This window comes from Paenibacillus spongiae (assembly GCF_024734895.1).
GTDB classification, from domain to species: domain Bacteria; phylum Bacillota; class Bacilli; order Paenibacillales; family Paenibacillaceae; genus Paenibacillus_Z; species Paenibacillus_Z spongiae.
Window position 1 is genome coordinate 2,976,555 of record NZ_CP091430.1, and the last position, 17,267, is coordinate 2,993,821.

Sequence of the window (17,267 nt, forward strand, 5' to 3'; positions counted from 1 at the left end):
GAATCCATATTATAATCATAGCTTTGGTATAAAGCCTTATTTTAATCGAGAAGGGGATGGCAAGTATGTCACAAGTCGATAAAGTCAAGCTGACCAGCCTGTCGAGCAAAGGGGGCTGCGGCTGCAAGATCGGGCCGGCCGATCTGTCCCAAGTCCTTCGCAATCTTCCGGCGGCGGAGCCGAATCCTAATCTGTTAGTCGGACTCGATACAAGCGATGACGCAGGTGTTTATAAACTGAACGATGAGATGGCCATTGTACAGACGGTCGACTTCTTCACGCCGATCGTGAATGATCCGTATGATTTCGGACAAGTGGCTGCGGCCAACGCGATCAGCGATATCTATGCGATGGGCGGCAAGCCGCTGACGGTGCTGAACATCGTCGCTTTTCCCATTCATACGCTGGACAAGCAGATTTTGACCGATATTTTGCGCGGCGCGGCGGATAAGGTGAAGGAAGCGGGAGCGACGCTGGTTGGCGGGCATTCCATCGATGACAAGGAGCCGAAGTTCGGGCTGGCTGTAACGGGCCTTGTTCATCCGGATAAAGTGAGAACAAATGCGGGCGCGAAGCCGGGCGACAAGCTTATCTTGACGAAGCCGATCGGCGTCGGCATTCTGACGACCTCGATCAAGAATAACAAGCTGTCCGATGAGGAAGTCGCCGCGGTCACCAAGGTCATGACGACGCTCAACAAGACGGCGGCCGAGACGATGGAGCCTTATAACGTTCATGCCTGCACCGACGTGACGGGCTTTGGCCTGCTGGGCCATGCTTCGGAGATGGCGAAGGGCAGCGGGGCCGGCATCCGGATTTCCCAATCCCTCGTGCCTGTACTGCCTCGCGTACGAGAGCTCGCCGAAGCAGGGCTGGTACCCGGAGGAACGAAGAATAATTACGCCCATCTGGAGGGCTCGGTTACGTTCGCTGAGGAGCTGGATCAGATCGACCAATGGATTCTATGCGATGCGGTCACTTCAGGCGGGCTTCTTATTGCGGTCGACCCGGCGCAGGCGGATTCGCTCCTGGGCGATCTGCGCGGTGCCGGCGTGAATGCGCATCTGATCGGCGAGGTGACGAACGAACAGCCAGGACATATAACGGTAACGGCCTAGGGCTATTCAAAAGGAGCTGTAAACGAAATGTTTCAGGATCTCACCATAGAGGAGCTGCTTGAGCTTCAACGCAAAGGTGAAGTCGAATTAATCGATGTGCGCTCCCCGTCCGAGTATGCGGAATCAACAATACCCGGCAGCGTGAACATCCCGATCTTCGACGATGCGGAGAGGGCGGAGGTTGGCACGCTGTACAAGCAGGAAAGCATAGAAGCAGCTAAAGATAAAGGGCTCGAGATCGTCTCGCGCAAGCTGCCTGCGTTTATTCGGGCCATCAGCGACACGGAGCACGCGCGCAAGGTCGTCTTCTGCTGGCGGGGAGGCATGCGCAGCAAAACATCCGCGACCCTCGCTTCCTTAATGGGCCTACGAATGTACCGCTTGACAGGCGGTTTCCGCGCCTACCGCAAGTGGGTGGTCCAGAAGCTGGAGGGGATCTCGGAGCTGCCTCCTTGCTATGTGATCAACGGGTACACAGGTACCGGAAAGACGGAGCTGCTCAATCGGCTGGAGCAGCTCGGTTATCCGGTCATCAACCTGGAAGCGATGGCCCAGCACCGCGGATCGATATTCGGGCATATCGGCACCAGGCCGAATAACCAGAAGTCGTTCGAATCGCTGCTGATTCAAGCGCTCATTCGTCTGGAGAATGCGCCTTATCTGATTGTAGAGGGAGAGAGCAAGCGGGTTGGGAAGGTCGTTCTGCCTGATTTTATCATGAAAGCCAAGGAGAAGGGGACTGCGCTGTTTGTCGAAATTCCGTTCGAGGCAAGAGTGGCCAATCTGATTAACGATTATAATCCGAAAGACTATAAGGAAGAGTATCTCAAATCCTTCGCTCGGATCGAGAAACGGATTCACACGCCAGTCGCAGCCGAAATCCGACGCTCTCTGCAGGAGGAGCAGTATGACGATGCGGCAAGACTGCTGCTTGAGCATTATTACGACCCCCGCTATCAATTCGCCATGGAACAGTATGATCATGGCCGGATTACGGTTCGGGCAGTGAACACGGACCAAGCGTTGAAGGAGATTATGAAGCAGCTGCCGAAGCTGCCTTGACCGGATGAAAGAAGAGCCGCGCATTGCGCGGTTTTTTTTGTAGGCGGGGGATGGTGCTGTACATACGGCATGTACAAGCGGCCCGAAGCAGGAGACCGGTCGTCGATCCAGAAGAAATTTACAGCAGCTATTTCTTGGATAAGGTGGGAATGATGGCAGTAAACAAGAGGCGTAATCAAGGCCGAAGTCCGATTCTCCATGCCAGGAGCGCGAATTATTTCTGGAAGGGCAAGGGCGCATTATCTATCAAAACATTTAAGAATGGCCGGGCGTACTATCAAGCCGGTCATGGACACTTCGCAGTCGATGAAGGAAACTATCTGCTGCTGAATCAAGGTCAAGAATACTCGATCACCATTGAGTCCGAGGTTCCGGTGGAATCGTTCTGCATCTTTTTCCCCGAGATGAAGGTTGAAGAGGTCTATCATAGTTTGACGGCATCCAATGAGCAGCTATTAGATGACCCTGTTCCGCCCATCCATAAGTCAGTTGAATTTGTTGAGAAAACGTACGATGACAAGTGGCTGGCCGCCACTTTGTTTCAAATAAAGGCTGAATATGCCAATCGAAATCTTGATGCAGCATGGCTGGAAGAGAAGTTAGACGAATTAGCCAGCGGGCTCCTCGGGGTTCATCGGCAGGTTAATAATGAAATCATGAAGCTGCAGTCCATAAGAGCCTCGACGCGCGAGGAATTATATAAACGCGTATATATTGGCCATGAGTTTATTTCGGCTTACTTTGGTCAACCCATCTCCTTGGCGGATGCAGCGGCTGCGGCCTATCTGTCGCCGAACCATTTTCTAAGAAGCTATAAGCAGTTGTTTGGCATATCTCCGCATCAATTCCTAACGGAAAGAAGGCTTCGGGAAGCAAGAAGCTACTGCTTCAAACCGATAAGCCGATCACGGATATTTGTTTGGAGGTTGGATTCCAGAGCCCTAGTTCGTTTAGCGGCCTATTCTCCAGACGCTTTGCCATGAACCCTTCGCAGTTCCGTCAAAAAAAGTGATTTTCGATAAGCAAAGCTTCAATCCGCCGTTATAATTCTAAGTACACCCGAATTTACATAGCAGGAATATTCGAAACGGAGGAATAATGAATGGAGCTCAAGCAGCGTATTGCAGATGTATTTCAAGCGGTTCAGCCGGGGGATGCTTCTCGCCTCAAAACAATTCTGGATGCTCATCCGCAGCTTTCAAATATGGAAAATGATGAGGGGCTTACGCCGTTGGGTTACGCGGCGCATCACGGGAACAAGGATGCCGTGCAAATTCTGCTGGATCATGGTGCAGATGTGAACGCGGTGTCTCATTCCAAAATCGCCTTCATTCCGTCGAATACCGCGCTGCATGCCGCAATTGCGGGTGAACGCAGCATGGATGTGGTTAGACTGCTGCTTGCTCATCAAGCGAATACCCATATTTTCGACAGCAACGGCCATACCAGTCTGCACACGGCTGCATTCCATGACGATAATCTGGAAATGATACGATTATTAATTGAACATGGAGCCGATGTTAACGCAAGAATTGAAGGCGGAGATACGGCATTGTCTCTAGCAATCAAACAAGGGAATCATAATGTGGCGGAGCTTCTTCGGGATAATGGTGCGTTGAGCTAAGTATCAGGGCTATGACGATCGCAGTCAGGACTCGCGTCGCAATGACATTCTGAATGCGGAATCGTGCAAATTACTTTCGCCGGGTTGCGGGTTGACAATCCGTTATGAAGTAACTACAATGGTTACAACGGTGGTGATGCTAGTGAAACAGATTAGTAGCAGATTCTCCATTGCTGTCCACATCCTTTCTCTAATTGCCGTTAGCTCCAAAGATTGCACCGGCGATTTCATTGCGGGCAGCGTGAATACGAATCCTGTTATCATCCGCAGAATTATGGGAATGCTCAAGAAGGCGGGTTTGGTGGACGTACGTCCCGGGGTGGGCGGCGCTACCTTGCTTAAGGAACTCGATGAGATTACGCTGCTGGACGTTTACCGCGCCGTGGAAGTCATCGAGGAGGGGCAGCTGTTTAATTTTCACGATGAACCGAATCCCGACTGCCCGGTGGGCAGAAACATCGAAGCCGCGCTTCGTTCAGAGTTGGATGCAGCACAATCCGCGATGGAACAACGGTTGGCTCAAGTCAGTTTAAGCCGGCTAATCGCTCAGTTTGAATAAAAAAAGCTCTTAGAGCTTTTTTTACGCCTTTGTTATAACCAAAGTCGTTATAACGACAGGGTTGGAATAAATTCGACAATTGGGAGGAATTACGATGAAAATCATGGTGACAGGCGGAACGGGGAAATTGGGATCGATGGTCATGGAAACGTTATTGGAAACCGTGCCGGCCAAGGATCTGGCCGTCAGCGTCCGCAACTCGGAGAAAGCGGAAAGTCTTCGCATTCGCGGGGTCGACGTTCGGCTTGGGGATTTCGACCGACCGGATACGCTGGATAAAGCGTTCGCGGGTATCGATCGCCTCTTGATCGTCTCCACGGACGGCGACAACGAAACGCGGATTCGCCAGCATGCCGCTTCCGTTGCGGCAGCTCAGCGCGCTAATGTCGAATTCATTGCGTATACAAGCCTTGCGAATGCAAGCGAGAACACGATTTTCCTAGCGCCGGTGCATCGTGCCACGGAGGAGGCCATTGTGAAAACAGGGATTCCGTATTCCTTTCTTCGCAACAACTGGTACTTGGAGAACGAGACCGGCAGCATTCAAGCGGTCCTTGGAGGAGCGCCTTGGCTGACTTCCGCGGGCTCCGGCAAAGTAGGCTGGGCGACCCGCCAAGATTATGCCCATGCGGCAGCTGCGGTACTGGTTGGCGAAGGCCACGAGAATACCGTTTATGAACTGTCCGGCAAGCTTACGACACAAGAAGAATTGGCAGCGGCTCTAGCGGGGGTCTTGGGCCGGGAAGTTCCCGTTCAACAAGTGGATGACGCCGCTTATGCCGGCATCATGAGCAGCGCTGGCGTGCCTGAACCGGTCGTGCCGTTTCTCGTCGGGATTCAGAGCGCGATCCGGGAGGGCGCATTGGAAGTCGAGAGCCGCGATTTTGAGAAGCTGCTTGGACGTCCGGCTGCGCCTATTGAAGAGGGTCTTCGTGGAATCGTCAGCGAAATTCAGTCATGATGGAGTGCGCGATGCAGTTATAGAGGCTGTCCCGGAAGGTCTGTATATGACCTGAGGGACAGCTTTTTTACGAGTAAGCGGCATGATTCATCCGATTCATTTTTTCCAGAAATGGCAGGCAACTGTTTGGCTTGTATTCGATAAATATTTGAATAAGAGCCGAGGAGCTGCAGCCAGGCGACCGGATCGTCGTCACCATTAAACGAGTGGGCATTAACGGCGATGGGGTCGGCTATTACCTCCGAAAGACGGTTTTCATCGATGGCGCCATCATTGGGGAAGTGGTGAAAGCCGAAGTGTCGCAAGTCGACGCTTCATCTACGTCTCCTTCAACCCGTCGACATTGGCGAAGGATTGCAAAAATGCTGATCGAAGGCGGCTATGAAGTCAAATGGGTGCAGCCCGTGGATATGTTTCCGAAGACGAGCCATGTGGAGTCGTTCATATTGATGGTTCGAAAATGAGATGTGACAGTATCGCTCAAATGTAATGTTGATGAAGTTTTAGGTTGCTGTACCCTTTGCCGCATCCGGTGAAAGGCCTAAATCAATCGCATTATCGCCTGAGTTATTTACTTTTAGATGCTATACTCCCTAGCAACAAGGAAATTAATATGACCAATAATGCCAACCACGTCTTTGAATCGATCTGATCTCCTAATAAAACTGTACCGAGAATAACGCCAATCACGGGAACAAAATAATTGGTCAAGGATGCAAAGGCCGCTCCGGATTGTTGAATGAGCAAATTAAACATCATATATACGATTCCTGCATGGAAAATTCCAAGAATTAGAAGGCACAGCATTTCTGTGGAAGTAAGCCTGATGCTTAGCGGGCTCTCCAATATAAAGCTAGCTGGAATCAAGACAACAGATGCGATAAAAAGTATATTTCTCATTGCCAGCACCGAAGACATGGGCGGCAGTTTTTCAATCAGGACCAAAGAAATCGCAAAGCTTAATGAAGCAAAAATCAAAGCGGCCATTCCCCATAAACTTTGATTCGTAATATCGATCGTTAAAGAGGGAAGAATGATAAGGAGAATACCAACAAAACCAACGCCAATACTAATAAAGTGCATCAAACGCAATCGGCTGACTTTAAAGAAAAATAAGATAAGCAGCGTGAAAATAGGGATTGTTCCCATAATAATAGAAGCCATGCTGCTGGATACTCTTTGCTGTCCCCACCCAATTAAGAAAAAGGGAATAATCGCTTCAAAAAATGCTATGGCGGCATAAAGCAGCATTAATCTTTTCCTGGGATATCTTAGAAAAATCGGACTTTGCTCTTTCTTGGAAAATAAAATATAGATTAACGTTAGTGTTATTGCGCCAACAAATGCTTTTGCTGCAGCAAGTGTAACAGGTGACACACTGGAAATAATGATATCCGTAAAGAAAAATTGTGAACCCCAGATGAAGCTAATTCCTATTAGAAATATAACTCCTTTTATTTTCATACGAACGATCTCCTCGACTATTTACATTCGACTCGTTTTAGAATGCAATTGTTTTTTATTCGTACCCAACACTCCTGCGATGATCATTAGGGTACCGATCAAATGGTAAATCGTAATATGCTCCTTTAAAATTAAAGCACCAGCCATGATGGAAATTAGCGTCGATAAATTACTGAACACGCTAACTTTAGAAGCTTCGAGCCGTGATAATGCAAAGCTTGATAAAAGTGTGGTTCCTACAGAGGATATTACACCTAAGTATAGGAGTGCGATCACATAAGCGGGTTGAGTAAACGGCTGAAAAAATGTATACATTGTTCCTGCCGCTGTATGCCGAACGAGCGAAGCGGCCATGAATACAATAAAGCCCATCCCCATTGTTATGAAGGTGATCTCCATCGGCGCGTATTTTTTGGCAAGAGGACGGGCCAAGACGCTATAACCTGCAAATGAAAGCGCAGATAAGACCAGTAAGGAGATGCCGCCCAGATTCGTTGTACTCAGACCACTCCCACCTTTCATGACGAAAATCAATACGACGCCCGCCACAGACAGGAACAAAGACAGCTTCTGTATTAGGCTTGTTCGTTCTTTTAAGAAATAAGAAGCGAGGATCAAGGTAAAAATAGGAACGGTTGCCTGAATTATACCTGCCTCCGATGAAGAAGTGTTGATTAATCCATATGTCTGAAAGGCGAAGAACAACACAGGTGAAAACAGGCCTAAAGGAATGATTCTCCATATGTCGCTTAATGAAAACCGAAGATGAACCCAACCGAACAAAAAAGGAATGCTCACAGCAATCAATCCGATAAAAAAACGATGAGCCAGCACATCCAAAGGATGAGCTTCCGTAACGGTTAGTTTAACAAACAAAAATGAAAATCCGATAATGACCGCATAGGCAATCGCCGCCATGTAAGCGGCAAGGTTTGTTCGTTTTACGTTTTTCATGGTCTGCCTCCTCACGTATAGAATGACTTTCCGCTATCCAATTTAAACATGAGGAACCTGATGCTACAATAAATAAAAAGTGCATCTGTACCGATACAGATGCACGTGGGAGCGAATGAAGTGCATAAATTTTTTCTTATCGTTAAGGAATTAGATTGTTAGCAGAACGTCCCAAATATCAAAGGAGGCAAAAACATTATGAAAATCATTGTTACCAGTATATTCGTTCAAGATCAAGACAAGGCATTGGAGTTTTATACAGAAACGCTGGGCTTTGTAAAAAAGCATGACGTTCCCGTCGGAGAATTTAGATGGATAACGCTTGTTTCCCCCGATGAGCAGGACGGTATCGAGCTTTTACTCGAACCGAATAACCATCCTGCCGCCAAAGAGTATCAAAAGAAGATATTTGCCGATGGCATCCCGGCAACAATGTTTGGCGTTGCGGATGTTAATAACGAGTATAAACGGTTATTGGAAAACGGCGTGAAGTTTACTATGGAGCCGACAAAAATGGGCGAACTCACAATAGCTGTCTTCGACGATACATGCGGCAACCTTATTCAGATTGCGCAGAAGTAACTTCATGACGAAATGAAACAACTTGATGTTAACCCCTGGATGGGGTTATACCTATATAAGGTCTAGAATGAGGTGGCTCATTCTTTGGAGAAAATCGACATTAACAGTGAATCATGGTAAGAGCAGTTTGCAGTGCGGGCTGTTCTTTTTCTAATGGAATCTCTAAAAGGATACGAGATATATTGATGCCGGGAATCGGTAAAATGAGAAATTGAGTTTTGGCACTTCCGTTATGGATTGTATGGTTTAATTAAGGGTAAACCTCCAAAAAGTAGGAAATATTAAACCGAAATGTGAAGTGGACATTCGAACCTCAGTTTTGATGCCGCGGCAGTATGATCGGTATAAGATTCATAGAGAACAACCGCAGAAAAAGGGGGAGAATTGAAAGCTCATTCATTGGAAATATTGTTTTAAGGAACCACCTGCTTTAACATTGCGATTGAGGCTGCATAAGAATGTCGCGCAATTTGCAATTATTAAAGTTCTGAAAAATTCTTAATGTCGGCAAAGCTCGCTTTTAATTGAATGGGTTTGCAGCATTATGCTACAGTATTGGGGCGCAGCATACGGATTGTAGCGGCCTATAGCCGATCTGTATCGAATCGGTTCGGAATGCATGGCCGCATTTTATTTATAATTTGGTTTGTAGCCAGAAGGGAAAAGATGAGAAGACGTCAGTTCCTTCGCTTCATCTTCATGTTCTCCTTTATTCTTCTCCGTAGTGCGCTCCTAATCAAAAAAAATGCACGAGTTGACGACGATTTCGGGTTAACCCCCTGAAATAAAACTTCACTCCGAATGCTTATATATAACATTGCTAGTCATACAACAAGATTACAGACATGAGGAAGATTGCAATGAAAAAGTTATTCAAAAGCGGTTTTGTCAAATTAGGACTTATTGTTGTAATTGCGGGTGGAGCAGCCGCTTATTGGTTGATGCCGCCTGTTGCCAAGGTAGAAAGCGCCGAACTAGGTGAAGGCTTTAATGTGAAATTTAAAACGAACGGGACTCAAATCGAACAATTTCAAAACCAATCATGGAAACCTTATTTTGCCAAAGGGGTCAACATGGGAGCTGCCGTTCCAGGACATTTCCCCGGCGAACTTGAGATTTCGAAAGATGACTATATGAGATGGTTTGAAATGATTCAAGATATGGGTGCCAACGTCATTCGCGTGTACACTATTCTAAAACCGGAGTTTTACGAATCTTTGGTCCGATATAACGCTAAGCACCCGGATAATCCGCTCTTTTTCATTCAAGGGGTATGGAGTCCGGAAGAACAATTGATTGCAGGTCAAAACGCCTTCGATCCGAAAGTCAAACAGAAGTTTGAAAAAGAGGTTCGAGAGGCTGTAGAAGCGGTATACGGAAATATCGATCTTGAAGCTGAGGCGCATTCCGGAAAAGCCAGCGGTAATTATGTATTTAATGCAGGGCCCTATCTCATGGGATGGATCGTCGGCACAGAATGGGATCCGGTTATGGTGGATAAGACGAATAAGAGCAATCCGGGTGTAGCGGATTATAAAGGAGAACATTTTCAAAGCAAACCCGGGGCGAATCCTTTTGAAAAATGGCTGGCCGAGATGGTCGACATAACAGCCCGAACAGAAGCTAAGCACGGATGGCAGCATCCGATTGCATTCTCGAATTGGGTGACCACCGACCCGCTTGAGCATCCAGGCGAGCCATTGGTTGCTGAAGATATGGTCAGTGTCGATCCGACGCATATCGAAGCCGTAGATTGGGATGCCGGTTATTTTGCTTCCTATCACGTTTACCCGTATTACCCTGATTTCTTTACCTTCGACAAATCGTTTCAAACGATGAAGAACGATCAAGGTGAAGTGGATAGCTACAAAACCTATCTTCACAAGCTGAAGAAATACCATAACGATATGCCGGTTATGATTACCGAGTTTGGCGTTCCCGCCTCGCAAGGCGTTGCCCATACAGGCATGCTGGGACGCAATCAGGGAGGGCACGACGACAAGACGCAAGGGGAAATAGATGCGGATATGTTCCGTCAAATCCATCAGGAGGGATACTCCGGCGCGATCTTGTTTACATGGCAGGACGAGTGGTTCAAGAAAACCTGGAACACGATGCACTACGATATTCCTGACCGGCGGGCTTATTGGTATAACGCGCTCACGAATGAATCCCATTTTGGGGTACTCGGCATGTATCCAAGTAAAGATGATGTGATTCACATTGACGGGGATGCTTCGGACTGGGACAAGCTCGATAATGGGGATAAAGCCAAGCTTGATATGCAAATCGAAGGTTTTAATGAAATATGGGCCACGCATGATGAAGGATATTTATACCTCTCGGCCAAGTTATCAGAACCTTTAGATTTATCAAAAAATTCCATCTATTTCGGATTCGATACTTTAAAGGGCGGCAATCGCCATGCGCCTCAGCTCCAAGGAAAGACGCTGGATGAAGGATTGGAAACTTTAATCGAACTCGATAACAAGGATAAAGGGCAGATGATGATTGCCTCCAATTATGACTTCCATACCCGATTCTATGGCAAGCTATCGAACATATTGGCCTATGATCCAAAAGAATTGCAGGACGATAGCGGACTCTTTAATCCATGGAAATTGGTCGTCAATTATTTGCTCGAATATCCGGATTCCCGCGTCGATCATCCCTTCGGCGATATTGAAGTAGGAGACTTGCTGAGAGGAACCAGCGATCCGCAAGATCCGAACTATAATTCAAAGGCGATGTGGCAGGCAAAAGGGAATGTACTGGAAATTCGTATTCCGTGGATGCTGCTCGGGTTCAGTGATCCAAGTTCGCTCAGTGCCATTAGTTACAAAGATACGGGAACGAAAGAATTTGAATCCGTGAAAGTCGAGGGCGTTCGCATTGTTCCATGGATCGTCACCAAGGATTCGAAGGAAGTCATCGGACTCGAAGGCAGCAACCCCTATCCGGTATCGAAGCTTCCGCTTTACACGTGGAAAAGGTGGGAAGATATCGACGTCAACTATGTGGAACGCCCAAAACAAAGTTATTCGATTATGCAAAAAGCGATGCGCGAAGTGAATCAACCGGCATCCGAGTAAAATGAATGAAGGAAGGATTCTAATTGTGTATATCAACATCGAAGTGGCGATCAAATTTCTATACGTACTCATTATTTTGAACATTATATTCGCCGTCGTGGTTTATGCCATGAAAATCAATAGTATGATACGAACCGGAAAGGAACGCAGGTTTGAGGTCAAAATCAAAGATTACTTCACCTATGTCCTGGTCAATATCGAAGGAGAAGAACCTTTGAACGTTCCGCCGTTTCCATTGAACAAAGTCGAACAAGAAGTGATGCAAGAACGCTTGAACGATATGATCGAAAACTTTACCGGAACGCCTCGCGAAAAATGCATGGAGCTCTGCAAACGCTTGGGACTGGTACAAGTTCATCTGGACCGTTTGAACAAAGGTTCTTATGCTGTGAAAATCGATGCGGCCTATCACTTAGGCTGCATGAGAGTTCAGGAAGCCGTTCCGGATTTGCTCAAGCTTCTCCAAACGCATAAACGGAATTCTACCCTCTTTGTCATCGCCCGTTCGATTGCGAAATGCGCTCGCGATGAACAGGATGTCAAGGAAATGGTTCAGATTCTTCTGAGACATAACAAAGGGTTTTATGATTTGCTTGTCGACATGGTTAAAGAAGCGGATATCGACCATGGAGCTCTGTTTGCCGAATTCATTCAACGGGAAAGCAATCCTTTCATACAAATCGGGTTGTCCGGATTGAAAGACTATACCGAGCCGACGGTGGCATCAGCCGTCTATCGTCTCATCGATTCACCGGACAGAGCCATTCAATATAAAGCCGTGGAAATCTATTTGAAATCGGTGCACTTTATACCCAGAAACGTCGTTCAAAAGCTGCTTCAGCATCCGATGGATGAAGTGCGTGTCCTCACGGTCCGAGCGATTGCCGAACTGAAACTGGTTACGTATATCGATGTCATGAGAGACGCATTATTGGATGAAAGCAAGCGAGTATCCGATGCCAGTGCGAAAGGATTATTGCTTCTTGGAGAAGAAGGAATTGCCGAATTGTGCGGAGTCACCGCAGAAGTAAGAGGGTCTGAGCAAGGGGGATACCTCCAAATGCTTATTGAGGAAGAAATCAAATCTCTTTCGATGCAGCTCCATGACCTTGATCAACTAACACGATACAATTCGCTCGCTTACCATTACGAAAAAACACTCGGCAAGAACAAACGAATCTATCGTGTTGTGTAGCTTATCGGTTTAGGAGGAAACAAAGAATGAGGATGCTGGATTATTATTTGCAGCAAGCAACGGACTTCTTACGAGAATTTTTATTGGGATACGGCTACTTCGCCATGTATTATTCATTGATTATTACGTTCATTTATTTCCTGATCTTCGGTCTATCGATTCGTCATACGTACCCTCTCCAAAGAGGGATCAAATATAATCGCGTACAGAAGTTATCCGGTTCCGAACACGTACCGCCAGTGTCATTATTAGTCCCGGCGTATAACGAAGAATTAATGATTAAAGAAAATGTACGATCCTTATTGGCCTTGAACTATCCGGAATATGAGGTCATCGTCGTTAATGACGGCTCAAAAGACGATACGGCCAAAATCATGATCGAGGAGTTTCAGCTTAAAGAAATCAAGCCTTTTGTTGCCAATCATATTAAAACCGAAAAGGTCAGAGGCTATTATCACAATCCTGAATATCCGAACTTGTATTTCATCGATAAAGAAAATGGTGGGAAAGCGGACTCCTTGAATGCAGGGATTAACCTTTCCCGCTATCCTTTGATTTCTACGATTGATGCGGATTCGCTTTTGGAAAAGGATGCTCTGACAAGAATCGCCAGAGTGTATATGGAAAACCCTGAAGATACCGTGGCGGTCGGCGGAAATGTCCGGATCGTTAACAGTTGTACGGTAGAAGACGGAATGGTCAAAAACATCCGATTCCCCAAAAAAATGTGGCCTGCTCTCCAGAACGTGGAGTATATCAAAGCTTTCTTAGGCGGTCGGATCGGCTGGAGCTCCATTAATGGATTGATCATTGTATCCGGCGCCTTCGGCGTTTTTCAAAAGGATAAAGTGATTGCCATAGGCGGTTATCGTGGCGGATACCCCGGGGAAGACATGAATATCGTCATCAAGCTGCATCGTTATTGCCTGGAGAACAAAATCCCTTATCATGTCGCTTTTTGCCCGGATGCCGTTTGTTGGACACAAGCGCCGGATACGTACCGGATTCTAAGCAGCCAGCGGATGCGTTGGGGCCGCGGTAACTTGAAAAACATGATCGAAGAAGGACGCCATATGATATTCCGCCCCCGTTACAAAGTGTTCGGATTTTTAACGCTGCCGTATAACATCCTGTTTGAGACCTTAAATCCGTACTTCCGCTTGAGCGGTTTAATCGCCATGATCGGTTATTGGCTGCTCAATATGGCGGATTGGAAGACAGTCGTTGTCTTTATGCTGGTGAACTTCTTCTCCTGCTTCATTCTTAGTCTTGGCGCTTTATTTATCGAGGAAAAAGCTTTTAGCCGTTATCCTAAACTGAGTGATCTCCATAAAATGATGCTCTACTCTTTCCTCATGTTTCTCGGTTATCGTCAAGTTGGCGTACTGTGGAGATTCTTGGGACACATCGACTTCTTCCGCAACAATAATTCGTGGGGAACGATGGTTAGGACCAATTTCAATAAATAATTTCATATATATATAGACTAAAGGAGTGGAGAATATGGCCGTTGTGATTCGCAACAGCATTCAGGAAATCACGCTGCAGCTTTTACAATTCATACATTCGGCGACCAAGAAGAGCGCTTCGTGCGGAGTCATTGTGGCTCCTTGCGCGAATATGAACCAAAAAACGCTCGAGCAGGCGAAAATGCTTATGAGCCAAAACGATGCCTCTCATTCGGTCCAACTTTTCTATGACGTTCCGAATCAGGTTCTGTGCGCTGTTTTGGACGGCGGGACCATGGGCAGTACCCATTATGCGTCTCTGGTATTAAAAGATTTTCTCCACAATCAGCATCTGCTGCAAGGGCAATTGATTGTATCCAGCTTTCCGGAGAGCGGAAACCCGACCGAGTCTGCGATCGCGAAATTCATTCAACAGGCGATCCAGAGCAAAGGGAACGAAGGAGACATTCACTTCTTTTCGGAGGCCAATGCTGCGACGTCCGTACTTATTGTCGATACCGACGATGTCGTTCGCGAATTCATCAAGATCCGACTGGAGTTAAAGGGGTATCGCGTGTATGAGGCCAAAGATGGACAAGAGGCTTACAATATATTCGTTCGAATATTGCCGGATCTGGTCATTACCGAATTGAATTTGCCTATCATGGATGGATACCAACTCATCCGACAGATTGGGCGTAATGATGCGAATGAAGGCAAGGTGATCGTTTTGACGGATAAGCAGCTCTCGGGAAACATGAGTCGCGCTTATGAGTCAGGGGCTGCCGACTACGTGACCAAGCCGCTTTCGATCTCTGAATTGGAATGGAAAATTAAGAGATTGACTACCAACAATTAAAATTGTGATTTCGAGGAGCGGATCTAGCATGCACTACAACATTTTAAAAGAAAATCTGCAGAATAAAACGGCGAAGGTGGGCGTCGTCGGTCTGGGGTATGTAGGATTGCCGTTAGCGATGGAAATGGTGAAAGGCGGTTTTACCGTTTATGGCATTGATTCGGATAACCGTAAAGTAGAGTCCCTTCTTGATGGAGAGTCCTATATTCAAGACGTAACAGGTTCTGTGGTGGCCGATTCCGTGGGCAACGGGAAATTTGTGCCAACCAGCCGATACGAAACCATTCGGGAATTGGATACGATCAGCATTTGCGTACCGACTCCACTCAGCGAAAACCAAGATCCGGACACTTCCTTTATCGTGAGCGTTGTTGATGAGATCAAGAAATATATCAAGAAAGGAACCTTGATCGTCCTTGAGAGCACGACGTATCCTGGAACGACGGAAGAATTAATTCAATTTGAGCTTGAGGCTCTGGGATTAACGGCAGGCCGGGATTTCTTCCTATGCTTCTCGCCGGAACGCGTGGACCCGGGTAATCCCAACTACAATACGTACAATACGCCCAAGGTCATTGGCGGGACTACCGAGAAATGCAAAGAGCTAGGGGTAACGCTTTACAATAACGTGGTCAAAACCGTCGTTCCGGTTTCTTCTCCTAAAGTAGCGGAGATGTCAAAGCTGCTTGAAAATACGTTTCGAAGCGTCAATATCGCTTTCGTCAACGAATTGGCCATGATGTGCGATCGAATGGCCATCGACGTGTGGGAGGTCATTCGAGCTGCTTCTACGAAACCGTTCGGATTCATGCCCTTTTATCCGGGGCCGGGAATCGGCGGTCACTGCATTCCGCTGGATCCGATGTATTTGTCTTGGAAAGCCAAAGAATTCCGTTTCTATAGCAAGTTTATCGAATTGGCCCAATCCATTAACGATAATATGCCGGAATATGTGTTGAACAAAACGGCTCAAGTCTTAAATGTATATGCAAAATCGATCCGCAACTCGAAAGTATTGCTATTAGGCATGTCCTATAAGCCGGATATCGACGATCTGCGAGAATCTCCCGGCTTGGAAATCTATGAATTATTCAAAAAAAGCGGTGCGAAAGTCGAATATTACGATCCGTATGCGACTTCGTTCAAAGACGAGCATGGTCATATCGTTCATACGGTAAAATACGATCCAGAAGCATTTTCGGAGTATGATTGCATGGTGTTGATCACCAATCACCGAAGCTTCAGCTATCATGAGTTAGCGGAGATGGGCGTTCCGATCATTGATACGCGCAATGCTTTTGCAGATATTAAGTCGGATAACATTCACAAGCTGGGAACCGGAATCAATCAAAAAGTTGTGAAAGTTCTTGTTGGTGCTTAAATCTCCAAGAAAGGTGCCGTTTCTTAAAATCATCATGATCGCCTTGCTGTCCTGCATGGTGATCGCAACGGTTCTTATGCTGAAATGGGGATACGAAGATCCGGCTGTCAAAGCAACCTGGGTATGGGATACAAAAACTTTGATGAAAGACAAAAGCAAAATACTCGCTTTTGCCGAAGAGCAAGGAGTGAACGTGATCTTCCTGCACATCGACCGCAAATCAAAAGACTTTGAACCGTATCGAGCCTTCGTCGAGGAAGCTCACGGATTAGGTATTGAAGTCGAGGCGTTGGGAGGAGATCCGACCTGGGGATTAACCGGTTATCGAGAGGAAATTGCTTCCTTTATCGAATGGATTGAAGATTATCAAAGTGCTGTAGGCGGACGAGCTGCATTTGACGGCATACACGTGGACATTGAACCCTATCTGCTGAAGGAATGGGAACAGGATCAAGACGATGTCGTACGCCAATGGACGGGGAATGTGGAATATTTGGTCAAAAAGGTGAAGCGGGACGTATCCTTGCGGGTATCGGCCGATCTTCCTTTCTGGATTCATAAGATTCCTGCCCGCCAAAGCGGGAGCGTAGGTGCTTGGATGATCGAGCAGCTCGACCGCGTTGTGATCATGGATTACCGGAATTTCGCCATCGGAAAGAACGGAATTATTGACAATGCTCTGCCGATGATTAGAGAAGGAACTAAAGCAGGGAAGCCTGTAATCATAGGTCTGGAAACGGCCCCTACGAATGAAGGGGAGCACACCACTTTTTTTGGACAGGGCACCTCTAGCTTGCATCGGCAAATGCGGTTGACCCATATTTTCATGCGGTGGTATTCCGGATATCAAGGCTTTTCCATCCATGACTACAAAAGCTGGAAAGAAGCCTCGGAATCGTAAGAGAGAAGAAAATGAACGAGAGAGAAATCGATCCAGCCTGCAATCACGAAAGGAAGGTACGATACGT

Annotated in this window: 15 protein-coding genes and 2 pseudogenes; 15 read left to right on the plus strand and 2 right to left on the minus strand. The window is 46.9% G+C overall.

Annotated features, from left to right (window positions below; genetic code table 11):
• Positions 1-65 precede the first annotated feature (65 nt).
• The 8 genes and pseudogenes from selD to L1F29_RS34390 form a co-directional block, all read left to right on the plus strand.
• A complete protein-coding gene (gene selD / locus L1F29_RS13775; protein WP_258388872.1) occupies positions 66-1,118 on the plus strand; it encodes a selenide, water dikinase SelD in 1,053 nt (350 codons plus the stop codon).
• Positions 1,119-1,145: 27 nt separating this feature from the next.
• Positions 1,146-2,180 (plus strand): tRNA 2-selenouridine(34) synthase MnmH, encoded by a 1,035-nt coding sequence (gene mnmH, locus L1F29_RS13780; RefSeq protein WP_258388873.1) that lies wholly within the window; start codon positions 1,146-1,148, stop codon positions 2,178-2,180.
• Positions 2,181-2,836: 656 nt separating this feature from the next.
• Positions 2,837-2,983, plus strand: a pseudogene (locus L1F29_RS13785) (helix-turn-helix transcriptional regulator); the annotation flags it as partial.
• Positions 2,984-3,099: 116 nt separating this feature from the next.
• Positions 3,100-3,192 carry a helix-turn-helix domain-containing protein gene (locus L1F29_RS13790; RefSeq protein WP_258388874.1) on the plus strand — a complete coding sequence of 31 codons (93 nt, stop codon included), beginning with the start codon at positions 3,100-3,102 and terminating at the stop codon, positions 3,190-3,192.
• Positions 3,193-3,282: 90 nt separating this feature from the next.
• Entirely contained in the window at positions 3,283-3,804 is a 522-nt protein-coding gene (locus tag L1F29_RS13795; RefSeq protein ID WP_258388875.1) for an ankyrin repeat domain-containing protein, read from the plus strand.
• A 142-nt stretch (positions 3,805-3,946) separates the two neighbouring features.
• A complete protein-coding gene (locus tag L1F29_RS13800; protein ID WP_258388876.1) occupies positions 3,947-4,363 on the plus strand; it encodes an Rrf2 family transcriptional regulator in 417 nt (138 codons plus the stop codon).
• A gap of 94 nt (positions 4,364-4,457) precedes the next feature.
• Positions 4,458-5,324 carry an SDR family oxidoreductase gene (locus tag L1F29_RS13805; protein ID WP_258388877.1) on the plus strand — a complete coding sequence of 289 codons (867 nt, stop codon included), beginning with the start codon at positions 4,458-4,460 and terminating at the stop codon, positions 5,322-5,324.
• A 307-nt stretch (positions 5,325-5,631) separates the two neighbouring features.
• A pseudogene (locus L1F29_RS34390) lies at positions 5,632-5,788 on the plus strand (23S rRNA (uracil(1939)-C(5))-methyltransferase RlmD); the annotation flags it as partial.
• Positions 5,789-5,891: 103 nt separating this feature from the next.
• Here the strand turns inward: L1F29_RS34390 and L1F29_RS13815 are convergent.
• Together L1F29_RS13815 and L1F29_RS13820 are read right to left on the minus strand one after the other, a co-directional pair.
• A complete protein-coding gene (locus tag L1F29_RS13815; RefSeq protein WP_258388878.1) occupies positions 5,892-6,788 on the minus strand; it encodes a DMT family transporter in 897 nt (298 codons plus the stop codon).
• 21 nt (positions 6,789-6,809) lie between these two features.
• Positions 6,810-7,742 (minus strand): DMT family transporter, encoded by a 933-nt coding sequence (locus L1F29_RS13820; RefSeq protein WP_258388879.1) that lies wholly within the window; start codon positions 7,740-7,742, stop codon positions 6,810-6,812.
• A 198-nt stretch (positions 7,743-7,940) separates the two neighbouring features.
• Between L1F29_RS13820 and glxB the strand changes: the two genes are divergently transcribed.
• From glxB to L1F29_RS13855, 7 genes are all read left to right on the plus strand, one after another.
• On the plus strand, positions 7,941-8,324 hold the full coding sequence (gene glxB, locus L1F29_RS13825; RefSeq protein ID WP_258388880.1) for a methylglyoxalase: 384 nt from the start codon (positions 7,941-7,943) through the stop codon (positions 8,322-8,324).
• A gap of 860 nt (positions 8,325-9,184) precedes the next feature.
• Positions 9,185-11,416, plus strand: coding sequence for a phospholipase B family protein (locus L1F29_RS13830; protein WP_258388881.1), 2,232 nt, complete (start codon positions 9,185-9,187; stop codon positions 11,414-11,416).
• Between the two features lie 25 nt (positions 11,417-11,441).
• The gene (locus L1F29_RS13835; RefSeq protein ID WP_258388882.1) at positions 11,442-12,611 is read left to right on the plus strand and encodes a HEAT repeat domain-containing protein; all 1,170 of its coding nucleotides are present in this window, start codon (positions 11,442-11,444) and stop codon (positions 12,609-12,611) included.
• A 26-nt stretch (positions 12,612-12,637) separates the two neighbouring features.
• Entirely contained in the window at positions 12,638-14,080 is a 1,443-nt protein-coding gene (locus tag L1F29_RS13840) for a glycosyltransferase family 2 protein (RefSeq protein WP_258388883.1), read from the plus strand.
• 34 nt (positions 14,081-14,114) lie between these two features.
• Complete coding sequence (locus tag L1F29_RS13845; protein ID WP_258388884.1) at positions 14,115-14,918, plus strand: response regulator transcription factor; 804 nt, start codon at positions 14,115-14,117, stop codon at positions 14,916-14,918.
• Between the two features lie 28 nt (positions 14,919-14,946).
• Complete coding sequence (locus L1F29_RS13850) at positions 14,947-16,299, plus strand: nucleotide sugar dehydrogenase (protein WP_258388885.1); 1,353 nt, start codon at positions 14,947-14,949, stop codon at positions 16,297-16,299.
• The gene (locus L1F29_RS13855; protein WP_258388886.1) at positions 16,286-17,200 is read left to right on the plus strand and encodes a hypothetical protein; all 915 of its coding nucleotides are present in this window, start codon (positions 16,286-16,288) and stop codon (positions 17,198-17,200) included. The genes L1F29_RS13850 and L1F29_RS13855 overlap by 14 nt, the downstream gene beginning before the upstream one ends.
• The last annotated feature ends 67 nt before the right edge of the window (positions 17,201-17,267 follow it).